17 protein-coding genes are annotated in these 14845 nt (G+C 56.5%); 4 read left to right on the plus strand and 13 right to left on the minus strand.

Annotated elements, in window-relative coordinates; genetic code table 11:
* Positions 1-83: 83 nt before the first annotated feature.
* Positions 84-2651: a DNA mismatch repair protein MutS gene (gene mutS, locus ACOTYN_RS03480; RefSeq protein WP_234107125.1), complete on the plus strand. Its 2568-nt coding sequence runs from the start codon at positions 84-86 to the stop codon at positions 2649-2651.
* A 92-nt stretch (positions 2652-2743) separates the two neighbouring features.
* Here the strand turns inward: mutS and ACOTYN_RS03485 are convergent, their stop codons facing one another.
* The 3 genes from ACOTYN_RS03485 to ACOTYN_RS03495 are packed head-to-tail and all read right to left on the minus strand — an operon-like array spanning position 2744 to position 4995.
* A complete protein-coding gene (locus ACOTYN_RS03485; protein ID WP_003862116.1) occupies positions 2744-2965 on the minus strand; it encodes a non-oxidative hydroxyarylic acid decarboxylases subunit D in 222 nt (73 codons plus the stop codon).
* Positions 2966-2975: 10 nt separating this feature from the next.
* A complete protein-coding gene (locus ACOTYN_RS03490; protein ID WP_032635686.1) occupies positions 2976-4403 on the minus strand; it encodes a non-oxidative hydroxyarylic acid decarboxylases subunit C in 1428 nt (475 codons plus the stop codon).
* Positions 4393-4995, minus strand: coding sequence for a non-oxidative hydroxyarylic acid decarboxylases subunit B (locus ACOTYN_RS03495; protein WP_014885021.1), 603 nt, complete (start codon positions 4993-4995; stop codon positions 4393-4395). Before ACOTYN_RS03495 ends, ACOTYN_RS03490 begins: the two co-directional genes overlap by 11 nt.
* 172 nt (positions 4996-5167) lie before the next feature.
* Between ACOTYN_RS03495 and ACOTYN_RS03500 the strand changes: the two genes are divergently transcribed.
* Complete coding sequence (locus ACOTYN_RS03500; protein WP_023331181.1) at positions 5168-5575, plus strand: MarR family winged helix-turn-helix transcriptional regulator; 408 nt, start codon at positions 5168-5170, stop codon at positions 5573-5575.
* On the opposite strand, the gene ACOTYN_RS03505 is transcribed toward ACOTYN_RS03500, so the two are convergent.
* Positions 5572-6459 carry a LysR family transcriptional regulator gene (locus tag ACOTYN_RS03505; RefSeq protein ID WP_045134139.1) on the minus strand — a complete coding sequence of 296 codons (888 nt, stop codon included), beginning with the start codon at positions 6457-6459 and terminating at the stop codon, positions 5572-5574. The two genes, ACOTYN_RS03500 and ACOTYN_RS03505, sit on opposite strands and share 4 nt — an antisense overlap.
* Positions 6460-6567: 108 nt before the next feature.
* Between ACOTYN_RS03505 and ACOTYN_RS03510 the strand changes: the two genes are divergently transcribed.
* A complete protein-coding gene (locus ACOTYN_RS03510; protein WP_332956438.1) occupies positions 6568-7776 on the plus strand; it encodes an MFS transporter in 1209 nt (402 codons plus the stop codon).
* Positions 7773-8150, plus strand: a complete 378-nt coding sequence (locus ACOTYN_RS03515; protein ID WP_332956436.1) for a DUF4440 domain-containing protein — start codon at positions 7773-7775, stop codon at positions 8148-8150. Before ACOTYN_RS03510 ends, ACOTYN_RS03515 begins: the two co-directional genes overlap by 4 nt.
* Positions 8151-8202: 52 nt before the next feature.
* Here ACOTYN_RS03515 and rpoS read toward each other — a convergent pair whose 3' ends face one another.
* The 9 genes from rpoS to ACOTYN_RS03560 form a co-directional block, all read right to left on the minus strand.
* Positions 8203-9195, minus strand: a complete 993-nt coding sequence (gene rpoS / locus ACOTYN_RS03520) for an RNA polymerase sigma factor RpoS (protein WP_008499600.1) — start codon at positions 9193-9195, stop codon at positions 8203-8205.
* A 59-nt stretch (positions 9196-9254) separates the two neighbouring features.
* Positions 9255-10379, minus strand: a complete 1125-nt coding sequence (nlpD, locus tag ACOTYN_RS03525; protein WP_332956434.1) for a murein hydrolase activator NlpD — start codon at positions 10377-10379, stop codon at positions 9255-9257.
* A gap of 116 nt (positions 10380-10495) precedes the next feature.
* Positions 10496-11122: a protein-L-isoaspartate(D-aspartate) O-methyltransferase gene (locus ACOTYN_RS03530; protein WP_014885027.1), complete on the minus strand. Its 627-nt coding sequence runs from the start codon at positions 11120-11122 to the stop codon at positions 10496-10498.
* On the minus strand, positions 11116-11877 hold the full coding sequence (gene surE, locus ACOTYN_RS03535) for a 5'/3'-nucleotidase SurE (RefSeq protein WP_332956432.1): 762 nt from the start codon (positions 11875-11877) through the stop codon (positions 11116-11118). The genes ACOTYN_RS03530 and surE overlap by 7 nt, the downstream gene beginning before the upstream one ends.
* Complete coding sequence (truD, locus tag ACOTYN_RS03540; RefSeq protein ID WP_023338755.1) at positions 11858-12907, minus strand: tRNA pseudouridine(13) synthase TruD; 1050 nt, start codon at positions 12905-12907, stop codon at positions 11858-11860. Before truD ends, surE begins: the two co-directional genes overlap by 20 nt.
* The gene (ispF, locus tag ACOTYN_RS03545) at positions 12904-13383 is read right to left on the minus strand and encodes a 2-C-methyl-D-erythritol 2,4-cyclodiphosphate synthase (RefSeq protein WP_006811766.1); all 480 of its coding nucleotides are present in this window, start codon (positions 13381-13383) and stop codon (positions 12904-12906) included. The genes truD and ispF overlap by 4 nt, the downstream gene beginning before the upstream one ends.
* Positions 13383-14093 (minus strand): 2-C-methyl-D-erythritol 4-phosphate cytidylyltransferase, encoded by a 711-nt coding sequence (gene ispD, locus ACOTYN_RS03550; RefSeq protein WP_332956430.1) that lies wholly within the window; start codon positions 14091-14093, stop codon positions 13383-13385. The genes ispF and ispD overlap by 1 nt, the downstream gene beginning before the upstream one ends.
* A 19-nt stretch (positions 14094-14112) precedes the next feature.
* A complete protein-coding gene (ftsB, locus tag ACOTYN_RS03555) occupies positions 14113-14424 on the minus strand; it encodes a cell division protein FtsB (RefSeq protein ID WP_008499609.1) in 312 nt (103 codons plus the stop codon).
* A gap of 79 nt (positions 14425-14503) precedes the next feature.
* On the minus strand, positions 14504-14830 hold the full coding sequence (locus tag ACOTYN_RS03560; protein ID WP_014885031.1) for a DUF3561 family protein: 327 nt from the start codon (positions 14828-14830) through the stop codon (positions 14504-14506).
* Positions 14831-14845 lie beyond the last annotated feature (15 nt).

A 14845-nucleotide genomic window follows, 5' to 3' on the forward strand; every position in this document is an offset into this window, starting at 1 on the left:
TTTATGGGTTTATGTGGGTTTAAAGGGGTTTTACCTGGGGCCATATGAGCACTTGAAAGAATTAAAAAATGAGTAAAATCAATATGAATGAAGACATTGATAAGGACTTCTCTAGCCATACCCCCATGATGCAGCAGTATCTGAAGCTGAAAGCACAGCATCCGGAAATCCTGCTGTTTTACCGTATGGGCGATTTTTACGAGCTGTTTTATGACGATGCCAAACGTGCATCGCAGTTGCTCGACATTTCGCTGACCAAACGTGGCGCATCGGCAGGTGAGCCCATCCCGATGGCAGGCATCCCGCACCATGCGGTAGAGAACTACCTGGCCAAACTGGTCAATCAGGGAGAATCCGTCGCCATTTGCGAACAGATTGGCGATCCGGCGACGTCGAAGGGGCCGGTTGAACGCAAAGTCGTGCGCATCGTCACGCCTGGTACCATCAGTGATGAAGCCCTGCTTCAGGAGCGCCAGGATAATCTGCTGGCGGCGCTGTGGCAGGACGGCAAAGGGTTTGGTTATGCCACACTGGACATCAGCTCCGGGCGTTTTCGTCTGAGTGAACCCGCTGACCGTGAAACGATGGCTGCCGAATTGCAGCGCACCAACCCGGCCGAGCTGCTCTATGCCGAAGATTTCGCCGAGATGGCGCTGATTGAAGGTCGCCGAGGTTTACGCCGTCGCCCGCTGTGGGAATTCGAAATAGATACCGCGCGCCAGCAGCTGAATCTGCAGTTTGGCACCCGCGACTTGATCGGTTTTGGCGTTGAAAATGCGCCGCGCGGGCTGTGTGCAGCAGGTTGCCTGCTGCAATACGTGAAAGACACCCAACGCACCGCCCTGCCGCATATCCGTTCTATCACCATGGAGCGCCAGCAGGACAGCATCATCATGGATGCCGCCACGCGCCGCAACCTGGAGATCACGCAGAACCTGGCGGGTGGCATAGAAAATACCCTCGCGTCGGTCCTCGACAGCACGGTGACGCCGATGGGGAGCCGTATGCTGAAACGCTGGCTGCATATGCCCATTCGCGATACGAATACGCTTGTCTGCCGTCAACAGACGATTGCCGCATTGCAGGATCGTTACACCGAGCTGCAGCCCGTTCTGCGCCAGGTGGGCGATCTCGAGCGTATCCTTGCCCGTCTGGCATTGCGCACCGCGCGCCCACGCGATCTCGCACGTATGCGTCATGCTTTCCAGCAGTTACCGGAACTGCGTGCTCAGTTGAGCGACGTTGACAGCGCTCCGGTTCAGAAACTCCGTGAAACGATGGGCGAGTTTACCGAGCTTCGCGAACTGCTGGAACGCGCCATTATCGATGCGCCTCCGGTTCTGGTGCGTGACGGCGGCGTCATTGCCCCTGGCTACAATGAGGAGCTGGACGAATGGCGGGCGCTGGCAGACGGTGCAACGGATTATCTTGATAAACTGGAAATCCGCGAGCGCGAGCGTCTTGGGCTCGACACCCTGAAAGTGGGGTATAACGCGGTACACGGTTACTATATTCAGATCAGCCGCGGGCAGAGCCATCTGGCACCAATTCACTACGTCCGTCGTCAGACGTTGAAAAACGCCGAGCGCTACATTATTCCCGAGCTGAAAGAGTACGAAGACAAAGTGCTCACCTCGAAAGGTAAAGCACTGGCGCTGGAAAAACAGCTGTATGAAGAGCTGTTTGACATGCTGATGCCACACCTGGCCGATCTGCAGCTTAGCGCCAGCGCGCTGGCGGAACTGGATGTGCTGGTGAACCTGGCTGAACGCGCGGAAACGCTGAACTATACCTGTCCGACCTTTACCGACAAGCCCGGTATCCGTATCACAGAAGGCCGTCACCCGGTGGTCGAGCAGGTACTGAATGAGCCGTTCATCGCCAACCCGCTGAACCTCTCGCCGCAGCGAAGAATGCTGATCATTACCGGGCCAAACATGGGCGGTAAAAGTACCTATATGCGCCAGACCGCTTTGATTGCGCTGCTCGCCTATATCGGCAGCTACGTCCCGGCGCAACACGTTGAGATTGGCCCTATCGACCGTATCTTTACCCGCGTCGGGGCGGCAGACGATCTGGCGAGCGGTCGCTCAACCTTTATGGTGGAGATGACCGAAACGGCTAACATTCTGCACAACGCGACGGAACACAGTCTGGTGCTGATGGACGAAGTCGGACGCGGAACATCAACCTACGATGGCCTGTCGCTGGCATGGGCCTGCGCTGAAAGCCTCGCGAACAAAATCAAAGCCATGACGCTGTTCGCCACCCATTACTTCGAGCTGACGCAGCTACCGGAGAAGATGGAAGGAGTGGCTAACGTCCACCTTGATGCGCTGGAACACGGCGATACCATCGCCTTCATGCACACGGTGCAGGACGGTGCGGCGAGCAAGAGCTATGGCCTGGCCGTCGCGGCGCTGGCTGGCGTACCGAAAGAGGTAATTAAGCGCGCGCGTCAGAAACTGCGTGAGCTGGAAAGCCTGTCACCGAATGCGGCGGCGACGCAGATTGATGGCACGCAGATGTCGCTGCTGGTGCCTGCGGAAGAGACGTCGCCTGCGGTGGAAGCACTTGAGAATCTCGACCCGGATTCACTGACGCCGCGTCAGGCGCTGGAGTGGATTTATCGGTTGAAGAGTCTGGTTTAGTTCTCTGCGATCTTTATTGCCCGGTGGCGCTGCGCTTACCGGGCCTACGGGTTTTGTAGGCCGGGTAAGGCGAAGCCGCCACCCGGCTTTTTTTACAGCAGCGGCGGGATCGTCGGCACCTGCGGTGCCTCGTCAATATCCTTCTGCGTCATACGAAACGCTTCCGGATAATGTTCACGGCTGGTGCGGCGCAGCGGCTCGGTATCGCGCCAGGTATAGAGACAATGCTGGCACTGATAAACCGTCCAGACCCCCTTCACGGGTGATGTCGCCATCACTTCAATATGTTCATCGGCACAACGTGGACAAATCATCTTTTCCTCCTTATTGACGTGCTGCCAGCATCGCGGTCAGTTTTTCAGCCCAGGCTTTGGTCTCAGGCAGATCCTGTACCGGCTGGCTATAGTGGCCTCGGGTATCCGGGGCGACAGGCGTCGTCGCATCAATAATCAGTTTGTCGGTAATGCCCGCCGGGCTGGAGCCTGGGTCGAGTTCAAGCACCGACATGTTCGGCAGTTGCACCAGATCGCCTGCCGGGTTGACCTTCGATGACAGCGCCCACATCACCTGCGGGAGGTTGAACGGGTCAACATCTTCATCCACCATAATCACCATCTTCACGTAGCCCAGGCCATGCGGCGTAGTCATGGCACGCAAACCGACCGCGCGGGCAAAACCGCCGTAACGCTTTTTGGTGGAGATAATCGCCAGCAAACCGTGGGTGTACATCGCGTTCACCGCCTGCACTTCCGGGAATTCGGCTTTCAGCTGCTGGTATAACGGCACGCAGGTGGCTGGGCCCATCAGATAGTCAATTTCGGTCCACGGCATACCGAGGTACAGGGATTCGAAAATCGGTTTCGTGCGATAAGAAACTTTATCAATACGTACCACCGTCATATTACGGCCACCGGAATAATGCCCGGTAAACTCTCCAAACGGCCCTTCGATTTCACGTTTACGACCTTCAATCACCCCTTCCAGGATCACTTCAGAGCCCCACGGTACATCGAAGCCGGTCAACGGTGCGGTGGCAATCGGGTATGGGCTTTCGCGCAGGGCACCCGCCATCTCATATTCTGACTGATCGTATTTCAGCGGCGTCGCGCCCATCAGGGTGATGATCGGATCGTTGCCGAGAGTAATTGCAATCGGCAGATCTTCCCCACGCTCTTCCGCTTTATGCAGATGCAGGGCGATATCGTGCATCGGCACCGGCTGCAGGCCGAGCTTGCGCTTACCTTTCACCTCCATGCGATAAATGCCGACGTTCTGCTTGCCGAAATTATCCGGGTCAAGCGGATCGCGCGAAACAACGCACGCTTTGTCGAGATAAAAACCACCGTCTCCGTCATTCAGGCGAAACAGCGGCAGGATGTCGAACAGGTTGATGTCTTCACCGTCCACCGTATTCTCAGCCCAGGCCGGGTTGGCGCGGCGCTCCGGTGCGATGGGGAATTTATCCCAGCGGCGGATAAACTCGTCGATCTGTTTTTTTACCGGGGTATTCGCAGGCAGCCCCATCGAAATGGCGTGGTTCTGCCAGGAGCCGATGGTGTTCATCACCACGCGGGCATCGGTAAACCCGCGAATATTGTCAAACCACAGCGCGGGCGCACCGTCGCCAATGCGACCGGTGGCGTTGGCTGCCGCCGCCAGATCCGGCTCCGCATTCACCTCTTCCTCAATTTTCAGCAGTTGCCCTTGCTCATCGAGTGCCTGCAGAAAGCTTCTCAAATCATCAAATGCCATTTTTATTCTCCTGTGAAAAATCTTTCGCCTCCCGCAGCCCATTCCAGCGGCGTGCCTTTTTATGCTCCAGACCAAACTGGTCGAGCACGCGGGTCACGATATGCTGGGTGATGTCATCGGCGGTCTGCGGATGGTTGTAATACGCAGGCATGGGCGGCACCATCGCCACGCCCATTCGGGACAGCGCCAGCATGTTCTCCAGATGGATGGTGCTGAGCGGCGTTTCGCGGGGAACCAGCACCAGCTTGCGCCCCTCTTTCAACACCACATCCGCCGCACGGCCCACCAGCCCTTCGGCGTAGCCTGCGCGGATCCCCGCCAGCGTTTTCATGCTGCAGGGAATAACGATCATGCCGTCGGTACGAAACGACCCGGAGGAGATAGTGGCGGCCTGGTCAGCCGGGCTGTGGACAACGTCAGCCAGCGCAGCAACGTCCTGCGCGGTGTAAGGCGTTTCCAGCTCGATGGTGGTTTTAGCCCACTTCGACATCACCAGATGCGTTTCCACCTCAGGCATCTCCCGCAGCGCCTGCAGCAGCGCCACGCCCAGCGGAGCCCCCGTCGCCCCCGTCATTCCCACGATCAATCTCATTCATCACCTCAATTAATTTGTTCGTGTACGAACATTATAGGTAAACTACTCCCGGATCGTTTTTCTGACAAGATCGTTCGCATACGATCACACTAATTGCTAAAAAATGCCGCGTTATCATCCCGGGCTTTAGCGGCTATCATAGGGGGAGATTTTTTCCGTCGGAGTGTTCATGGAACTAAGACAAGAGGCGTTCCACCTGTTACGTCAGCTTTTTCAACAGCATACCGCGCAGTGGCAACATGCCTTACCGGAGCTAACCAAGCCGCAGTATGCGGTTATGCGCTCTGTTGCCGAGCATCCGGGCATTGAACAGGTGGCATTGACCGAAGTGGCAGTCAGTACGAAAGCGACCCTGGCGGAAATGCTGAGCCGCATGGAGGCGCGCGGGCTGGTCAAACGCGAGCATGACCCCGCCGATAAGCGCCGCCGGTTTGTCTTCCTGACACCAGAAGGCGAAGCCCTGCTTGAAGGCTGCAAGCCGGTAAGCAATGAAGTAGATGAGGCATTTTTAGGGCGCCTGAGTCAGGCCGAGCGGGAGCAGTTCTCCGCGCTTATCAAGAAAATGATGCACGATTAATTCACGCTGGCGCGCATAAAATCAATAAAGGTGCGTACTTTCGCCGGCACGTGCCGGGCATCCGGATAAACCGCGTAAATGCCCTGCCGCGCGAAGGTATATTCCGGTAAAACCGGCACCAGTTTTCCCGTATCCAGCGCATCGCGCACCAGCCATTCCGGCAGTAATGCCACTCCACCTCCGGCGAGTGCAAAGGCCATAAGAGCCTGCGCACTGTCGGCAAACAGGCGCGGCGCTTTTTTTATCTCCAGCGTGTCGGGCAAACCACCGGCATTTTTCACCTGCCAGCGCAGCGGCGAGGTTAAGCGCTCGTGGATAATCCAGTCCGCATGGGCAAGCTGCGCCAGCGATGCGATCGGATGAGTACCGAGCCACTCGGGTGTCGCAACGGGCAGGATCGAAAAGTGCGCGATCAATGCAGCGTGATAGCGTGAATCGGTAAGCGTTCCCAATCGGATAGCCACATCAAAGCGCTCTGAGATAAGGTCGGCATGCAGTGATGACGAAACATGACGCACGCGAAGATCCGGGTGCTGCTGGCTGAACCTTGCCAGCATCGGCACCACGACCTGTGAGCCATACTCAGGCGTGGTCGTGATCCGCAACTCCCCGGTGAGCCCGGCATGATTCGCGCGGACATCATCCTGCAACTGTTCTGCATCCTTCAGAAGCGCGACGCTGCGTTGATGAAAAAGAGTACCCGCGTCGGTTAACGTCAGGCGGCGGGTGGATCGCAGCAACAGGGTAACGCCCAGTTCGGCTTCGAGCTGACGAATATTAAAGCTGACCACGGCTTTTGTCAGCCCCATCGCCTCAGCTGCCGCAGTGAAACTGCCGGTGTCTGCCACCGCAACAAACATCTGCGTCCGCTGTAAGTTAATCATCATCACGCCTTTTACCGTCAAAATATTTTTGACAGTATATCGCGCTTTGTCTGGTTTATCCGTACCTGGCGCGTCGATACGATACGCCTCCTCACGGGAGGAACCACCATGACCTATCGCAGCAAAGTCGCCGTTGTCTATCTGCTGGGCTTTTTTCTTGATTTGATTAACATGTTTATTGCCAGCGTCGCTTTTCCGGCAATGGCTCACGCCTTTCACGCCACGCCTTCAGCACTTGCCTGGGTCAGTAACGGGTACATTGCTGGTCTGACGCTGGTGATCCCGTTTAGCAGCGTGCTCACGCGCCGAATCGGACCGAAGCGCGTCATCCTGCTCTCGCTTTTTCTGTTCAGCGCTGCCTCTGCTGCGGCAGGCTTGTCTGCCACGCTGGAAAGCCTGATTGCCTGGCGAGTGTTGCAGGGGGTGGGAGGAGGCTTATTGATTCCCGTTGGACAGGCGTTGACCTGGCAACAGTTTAAGCCTCACGAGCGAGCCAGACTCTCCTCAGCGGTTATGCTGGTCGCACTGCTTGCCCCCGCCTGCTCCCCTGCTCTCGGAGGCGTGCTGGTGCAAACGCTAAGCTGGCGATGGATATTTTTCGCCACGCTCCCGGTTGCCATCGTGACCTTTGTTCTGGGCTGTTTGTGGCTTAAACACGAACAGCCCGCGATGAAAGCAAGCCGGCTGCTAAACCTGCCTTTACTTGCGGACCCGCTTTTGCGTTTTTCCATGCTGGTCTATGTCTGTGTACCAGGCATATTTATTGGTGTGAACGTCACGGGTATGTATTACCTTCAGAGCGAGGCCAATATGACACCCGGCGCAACGGGAATGCTGATGCTGCCGTGGTCTGTGGCATCGTTTGTCGCTATCACGGCAACGGGACGCTATTTTAACCGTATTGGTCCTCGTCCCCTTGTCGTCACAGGCTGTCTGCTCCAGGCGCTGGGCGTTCTGCTTTTACTGAGCGTCGGTCCGGCCAGTACAGAGCTGTTACCCACCCTTGCGTTTGTGTTGATGGGTGCAGGGGGAAGTCTTTGCAGCAGCACGGCTCAGAGCAGCGCTTTTCTGACAACGCGCCGGGAAGATATGCCGGATGCCAGTGCGCTGTGGAATCTTAATCGTCAGTTGAGCTTTTTTGTGGGTACCCTGCTGCTGGCACAGGTCCTGAACCTTGCGCAGGCCTGGCTACCCCCGCTCGCCGCGTGGCACGGGATGTTTATTTTTGCCGCAGGCATGACCTTACTGCCTGTACTGTACGTTTTTCGTCTTAACAATACGCAGGTGCTCACCCAGCTGCGACAGGAGAATTCATGACGCCTTTCGAACACGAGATTATCGACCTCCACATTGCACTTGAAAACTGGCTAGGCAAAGGCGAAGGCGATTCCGACGCCCTGCTCGCCCGTTTTCGGTCTGATTTTCTGATGATCCCACCCGGTGGGGTCCATATAGACTACAACGGGCTTGTTCGTTTTCTGGATAACCAGCGCGGAAGTCGTCCTGGGCTTAAGATCGTCATTGACGAATTATCGACGCGACAGAGCTGGGATGATGGCGCGGTGCTTCACTACCGGGAGACGCAAACCCGCCCGGATCACCCCATCAACGTGCGCTGGTCAACCGCAGTGCTGAATCAGGGAGATGGCAGGATCACATGGCGTCTGCTGCACGAAACGGCGCAGCCATAGCACAAAAGAAAAAGGCCCGTCTCACGACGGGCCTTTTTTGACGAAAAGTTGCTTATTCGCGGAACAGCGCTTCGATATTCAGACCTTGCCCCTGCAGGATTTCACGCAGGCGGCGCAGACCTTCAACCTGAATCTGACGAACACGTTCACGAGTCAGACCAATTTCGCGGCCAACATCTTCCAGTGTCGCAGCTTCATACCCCAGTAAACCGAAACGACGTGCCAGCACTTCACGCTGTTTGGCGTTCAGTTCGAACAGCCATTTGACGATGCTCTGTTTCATGTCATCGTCCTGCGTGGTGTCTTCCGGACCGTTGTCTTTTTCATCGGCCAGGATGTCCAGCAGCGCTTTTTCGGAGTCGCCACCCAACGGGGTGTCAACGGAGGTAATGCGCTCGTTGAGACGCAGCATACGGCTTACGTCATCAACCGGTTTATCGAGTTGTTCGGCAATTTCTTCTGCGCTTGGCTCGTGGTCCAGTTTATGGGACAACTCGCGCGCGGTACGCAGATACACGTTCAACTCTTTGACGATGTGGATCGGCAGGCGGATCGTACGGGTCTGGTTCATAATAGCCCGTTCGATGGTCTGACGAATCCACCAGGTCGCGTAGGTTGAGAAACGGAACCCGCGTTCCGGGTCAAACTTCTCAACTGCGCGGATGAGACCCAAGTTGCCCTCTTCAATCAGATCCAGCAGAGCCAGACCACGATTGCCGTAACGGCGGGCAATTTTCACGACCAGTCGCAGGTTACTTTCGATCATGCGACGACGCGAGGCAACATCACCACGCAAAGCACGACGTGCGAAATAGACTTCTTCTTCGGCCGTTAGCAGTGGGGAGTAACCAATCTCCCCAAGGTAAAGCTGAGTCGCGTCCAGTACACGCTGTGTGGCGCCCTGCGATAACAGCTCTTCTTCAGCCAAATCGTTATCACTGGGTTCCTCTTCTACTAAGGCTTTTTCGTCAAAAGCCTCTACTCCGTTCTCATCAAATTCCGCATCTTCATTTAAATCATGAACTTTCAGCGTATTCTGACTCATAAGGTGGCTCCTACCCGTGATCCCTGAACGAGACACCCTGGCTGGCATGCCCCGTCAAATTATCGCTGCGGCAAATACTGCAGCGGGTTTACGGATTTCCCCTTGTAACGAATTTCAAAATGCAAGCGTGTAGAACTGGTTCCGGTGCTACCCATGGTAGCGATTTTTTGCCCCGCCTTAACTTCTTGTTGTTCCCGGACCAGCATTGTGTCGTTATGGGCGTAGGCACTCAGGTAATCATCATTGTGTTTGATGATGATAAGATTACCGTAACCGCGCAGCGCGTTACCGGCATACACAACGCGTCCGTCTGCGGTCGCGATGATAGCCTGTCCTTTACTGCCTGCGATATCGATCCCTTTGTTCCCACCCTCAGAAGTGGCGAAGTTTTCGATAATCTTGCCGTCAGTTGGCCAGCGCCAGGTATTGATTGACGAGCTGGCATTCTGACTGCTTGCAGTCGGTTCAGTAGAGCTAACCACAGGTGCCGTAACCGGTGCTGTGACAGTAGTCGCAGTCCCTTTATTATTCGGCAACATTTTGTTAGCAGTCTGATCACCTGAATCCTCAGAATACGTAATTACAGGTTGTGAAGCAACCACCGTGGTGGATTTTTGTGCAGGCTTAACGCTGTTATTTTGTGCGGTCACATCGGCCGCTGAAACCGTGTTGCCAGGCGTCAGTGGCGTACCCGTTGCGTTGCCCACCTGGAGCGTTTGCCCAACCTCCAGACCATACGGGGCCTGGACGTTGTTACGCTGCGCGAGGTCACGGAAATCGTTCCCGGTGATCCAGGCAATATAGAACAGCGTATCGCCGCGCTTCACGGTATAGGTGCTGCCGCCGGTATAGCTGCCTTTCGGAATGTTCCCATACTGGCGGTTATACACTATGCGGCCATTTTGGGTCTGAACAGGCTGTTCAACTGGCTGAACCTGCATTGGCTGTGTAACAGGATGTTGCACAGGCTGAATTTGTGGTGTTTGCTGCTGCGCAGCCGTCCCCATTTTAGGTGGCGGCGTGATTAACATTCCGCTGGATGTGTTACCGGAGCCGCTGTTTCCTCCGACGGAACTGACGGGCGCAGGCGCGTTGTTAGAACTTGTACAGCCAGCCAGCCAGAGCGAAACCAGTGATAATGCCGCAACACGGCTGATGGTGAATTTAGGGCTTCCCGCGCTCATTTATCCCCCAGGAATGTGTTAACTACCAGTGACTTAAAATTTACCGTGATGGCACGAATCTTTCGCGCCACACCATACGCTGAATTTGCCTTAATAACCCTGGATAAATCCGAGTCTCAGGCCAACTCCCCCTTTACCAGAGGCACAAAGCGCACGGCTTCCACGGTGTCGATAATAAACTCGCCGCCACGTCGACGAACGCGCTTCAGGAGCTGCTGCTCATCGCCGACGGGCAGAACAAGAATGCCCCCCTCATCCAGCTGCGACAACAGGGCTGCAGGAATTTCAGGCGGGGCTGCCGTCACGATGATGGCGTCGAACGGGGCGCGAGCCTGCCAACCCTGCCATCCATCACCGTGTCGTGTCGAAACATTGTGTAAATCAAGTTGTTTCAGGCGACGACGCGCCTGCCACTGTAAACCTTTAATCCGCTCAACGGAGCAGACATGGTGCACCAGATGCGCCAGGATCGCGGTCTGATAACCCGAGCCGGTGCCAATCTCCAGCACGCGCGAATTGGGCGTGAGCTCAAGCAGCTCCGTCATGCGCGCCACCATGTAAGGCTGCGAAATCGTCTGGCCTTGCCCAATAGGCAGCGCCACGTTTTCCCACGCTTTGTGTTCAAACGCCTCGTCTACAAATTTCTCACGCGGAACCTGGGCAAGCGCTTCAAGCACATGCTCGTCGCGGATCCCCTGTGCGCGAAGTTGTTCCAGAAGAGTTTGTACACGTTTGCTTACCATTGCGCGTTCACTCCTGCGCGATCCAGCCAGCCCGACACCACATCTTGCGCACTATACGCCGTTAAATCTACGTGCAGTGGCGTAACAGAAACATAGCCTTCATCCACAGCGGCAAAGTCGGTATCCGGACCCGCATCGCACTTATCGCCAGGAGGGCCAATCCAGTAAAGCGTGTTGCCGCGAGGATCCTGCTGCGGGATCACCTGATCGGCCGGATGACGGCTGCCGCACCGTGTGACGCGAATGCCTTTAATTTCATCCAGCGGGAGATCCGGCACGTTGATGTTCAGAATACGCCCGGTACGCAGCGGCTCGCGGCCGAGCGCCCGCAGGATCGAGCAGGTCACCGCGGCGGCGGTGTCGTAGTGCGTGTGGCCGTTTAACGAAACCGCCAGCGCCGGGAACCCCAGATGACGACCTTCCATTGCGGCCGCCACGGTACCGGAGTAAATCACGTCGTCGCCGAGGTTCGGCCCGGCATTAATACCGGAGACAACAATATCCGGACGCGGTCGCATCAGGGCATTCACGCCCAGAAAGACGCAGTCGGTCGGTGTGCCCATCTGTACGGCAATTTCGCCATTTTCAAAGGTAAAGGTGCGAAGCGACGACTCCAGGGTCAGTGAGTTAGACGCTCCACTGCGGTTACGATCGGGCGCCACAACCTGCACATCCGCAAATTCACGGAGGTGCTTCGCCAGGGTCTGAATGCCTGGCGCGTGGATCCCGTCATCGTTACTCAGCAATATTCGCATAATCACCCGAGGTGTTGATAAGTTCCCTGACAACGCTGGTGGCAAAGCTACCGGCCGGCAGCCAGAAGCGTAACTCGACGGTGACGTCATCCCACCAGTTCCAGCTTAGCTGCTGCGGGTAGAGCAGCATCGCGCGGCGTGCTGCTTCGACTTTTTCCCGCACCAGCAAAGATTGTAATGCCTGCGCATCGGCGACAGCCGTCTGCTCAGCGCTCAGCGCGTCGCCCTGCGTCCCCCACTCACCGGAGCCGGGTAACGCGGCGGTAATCATCAGCGATTTCGCGTCCACGCGCGACTGCACATCGGCCATTTCGTCGGCCGTTGCCACAAACCAGCTTCCGCGTCCCGCTAATTGTAGCGCATCGCCAACAACAACTTGATTCGCGTCCGGTTTTTTCAGCCTTTCGCTCACAATCTGATTAAACAACGCACTGCGGGCCGCCGACAACCAAAAACTGCGCTTATTCCTGTCGCGCACCGGCGCATCGCTTTGTGCCCAGCGCAGCGCGCCCTGCAGGTTACTGCCGCCAATGCCAAAGCGCTGGGCGCCAAAGTAGTTCGGTACGCCGCGTTCATTGATGGCGTTGAGGCGTTTTTCAACGTCTGAACGGTCGGACACTTCACGCAATACCAGCGTAAACGCATTGCCTTTCAACGCCCCCAGGCGCAGTTTGCGCTTGTGACGGGCGTATTCCAGCACTTTACAGCCTTCCAGCTCAAACTGGCTTAAATCAGGCATCGTATTGCCGGGAACGCGCGCGCACAGCCACTGTTCGGTGACGGCGTGTTTATCTTTCTGTCCGGCGAAGCTCACCTCGCGGGCATGAATTTTGAGGAATTTTGCCAGCGCATCGGCCACAAACCGGGTATTGCAGCCGTTTTTAAGAATTCGTACCAGGATATGTTCGCCTTCACCGTCCGGCTCAAACCCCAAATCCTCAACCACCACGAAATCTTCAGGACTGGCCTTCAGCATGCCAGAACCCAGCGGTTTACCGTGCAGATAAGTCAGGTTATCGAAGTCCGTCATTTGGCGGCCTTCACCAGCAGCGCCACCGCTTCACAGGCAATGCCCTCGCCGCGACCGGTAAAGCCCAGCTTCTCGGTGGTGGTGGCTTTGACGTTCACGTCGTCCATGTGACAGCCCAGATCCTCAGCAATAAACACGCGCATCTGCGGTATATGCGGCAGCATTTTCGGCGCCTGAGCGATGATCGTCACGTCGACGTTGCCCAGCGTATAGCCTTTGGCCTGAATGCGGCGCCAGGCTTCGCGCAGCAGTTCGCGGCTGTCTGCCCCCTTAAACGCCGGATCGGTGTCCGGGAACAGCTTGCCGATATCCCCCAGCGCAGCGGCACCCAGCAGGGCGTCGGTCAGCGCATGCAACGCCACGTCGCCATCAGAATGCGCCAGCAGACCTTTTTCGTAAGGAATACGTACGCCGCCAATGATAATTGGGCCTTCTCCGCCAAAGGCGTGTACATCAAAACCGTGTCCAATTCGCATTATGCCTTCTCCTGATGGGTCGAACGGGTAAGATAAAATTCCGCGAGCTGTAAATCTTCCGGGCGCGTCACTTTTATATTATCAGCGCGTCCTTCAACCAGTTCGGGGTGAAAACCGCAATACTCCAGCGCGGAGGCTTCATCCGTGATGGTCGCCCCTTCTTTAAGCGCACGCGTTAAGCAGTCGTGGAGTAATTCGCGGGGGAAAAATTGTGGCGTCAGCGCGTGCCAGAGATCGACGCGCTCAACGGTGTGGGCGATAGCCGGCTTGCCAGGCTCGGCGCGCTTCATGGTGTCACGCACCGGAGCGGCCAGGATGCCCCCCACTTTACTGGTTTCACTCAGCGCCAGCAGGCGCGCGAGATCGTCCTGATGCAGACACGGACGTGCGGCGTCGTGCACCAGCACCCACGGCGCGTCTCCGGCAGCCTGAATGCCCGCCAGCACGGAATCGGCGCGCTCGGCGCCGCCGTCAACAACGGTAATCTGTGGATGGTTTGCCAGCGGTAGCTGCGCAAAACGCGCATCGCCGGGGCTGATGACAATGATCGCTCGCGTCACCCGAGGGTGCGCCAGCAGCGCCGCCACGGCGTGCTCGAGGATCGTTTTATCACCAATTGAAAGGTACTGCTTGGGACACTCTGTTTGCATGCGCCGGCCAAAACCTGCGGCCGGCACCACGGCACAGACGTCCGAAAAAGTTGCTGCCATGTCGTAATCCTGGGCCTGATTATCGATTATTTTGTGCTGAGCCCTGATTGCGTTTAGACGCATCCGGAACCAGACGATAAAAGGTTTCGCCCGGCTTAGTCATACTGAGTTCATTGCGTGCGCGTTCCTCAATCGCCTCCTGCCCGCCATTGAGGTCATCAATTTCAGCAAAGAGTTGATCGTTACGCGCCTTAAGTTTGGCGTTTGTTGCCTGCTGAGCCGCGACGTCATCGCTCACCCGGCTGTAGTCGTGCAGTCCGTTCTTACCGAACCACAACGAGTATTGCAGCCAAATCAGCAAAGCCAGCAACAGCAGCGTTAGTTTACCCATCCTGCCCCCTGAAAAAACGGCTTCATCATCCCATAACTTTCCGCTGGACTCTACTCTGGGGTTTTAATTATGCCGCAAGTTAACCCATCAGCCATAAAAATAGCAGCCCAAATATGATGACTACGGCGGCGATAGTGAACACGGCACTATACAGGAGTCTGCCATTGAACAGGGAGTGCAAAGCAATGCCGACGACAACCGCGACGGGCATCAGCGCCAGGAAGAAAGGCCAGGTGTAGAGGAAGAAGAACAGCGTATTGCCGCCATACATAAGAAACGGGATGCCAAGCGCCAGCAACCAGGAGACGAAGCCAATAATGGCCCCGGGAAATGACCAGGTCGTTTCGTCGTCGGTCGCGAGCGGCTCCGACCCGGTGGTGATAATGTAGTTTTCACTGTTGCGCATAGCTAATCCTGTGAC

Origin of the sequence: Enterobacter cloacae complex sp. IR5458, assembly GCF_049238025.1 — a bacterium.
In the GTDB taxonomy this organism is placed as follows: Bacteria; Pseudomonadota; Gammaproteobacteria; order Enterobacterales; family Enterobacteriaceae; genus Enterobacter; species Enterobacter kobei.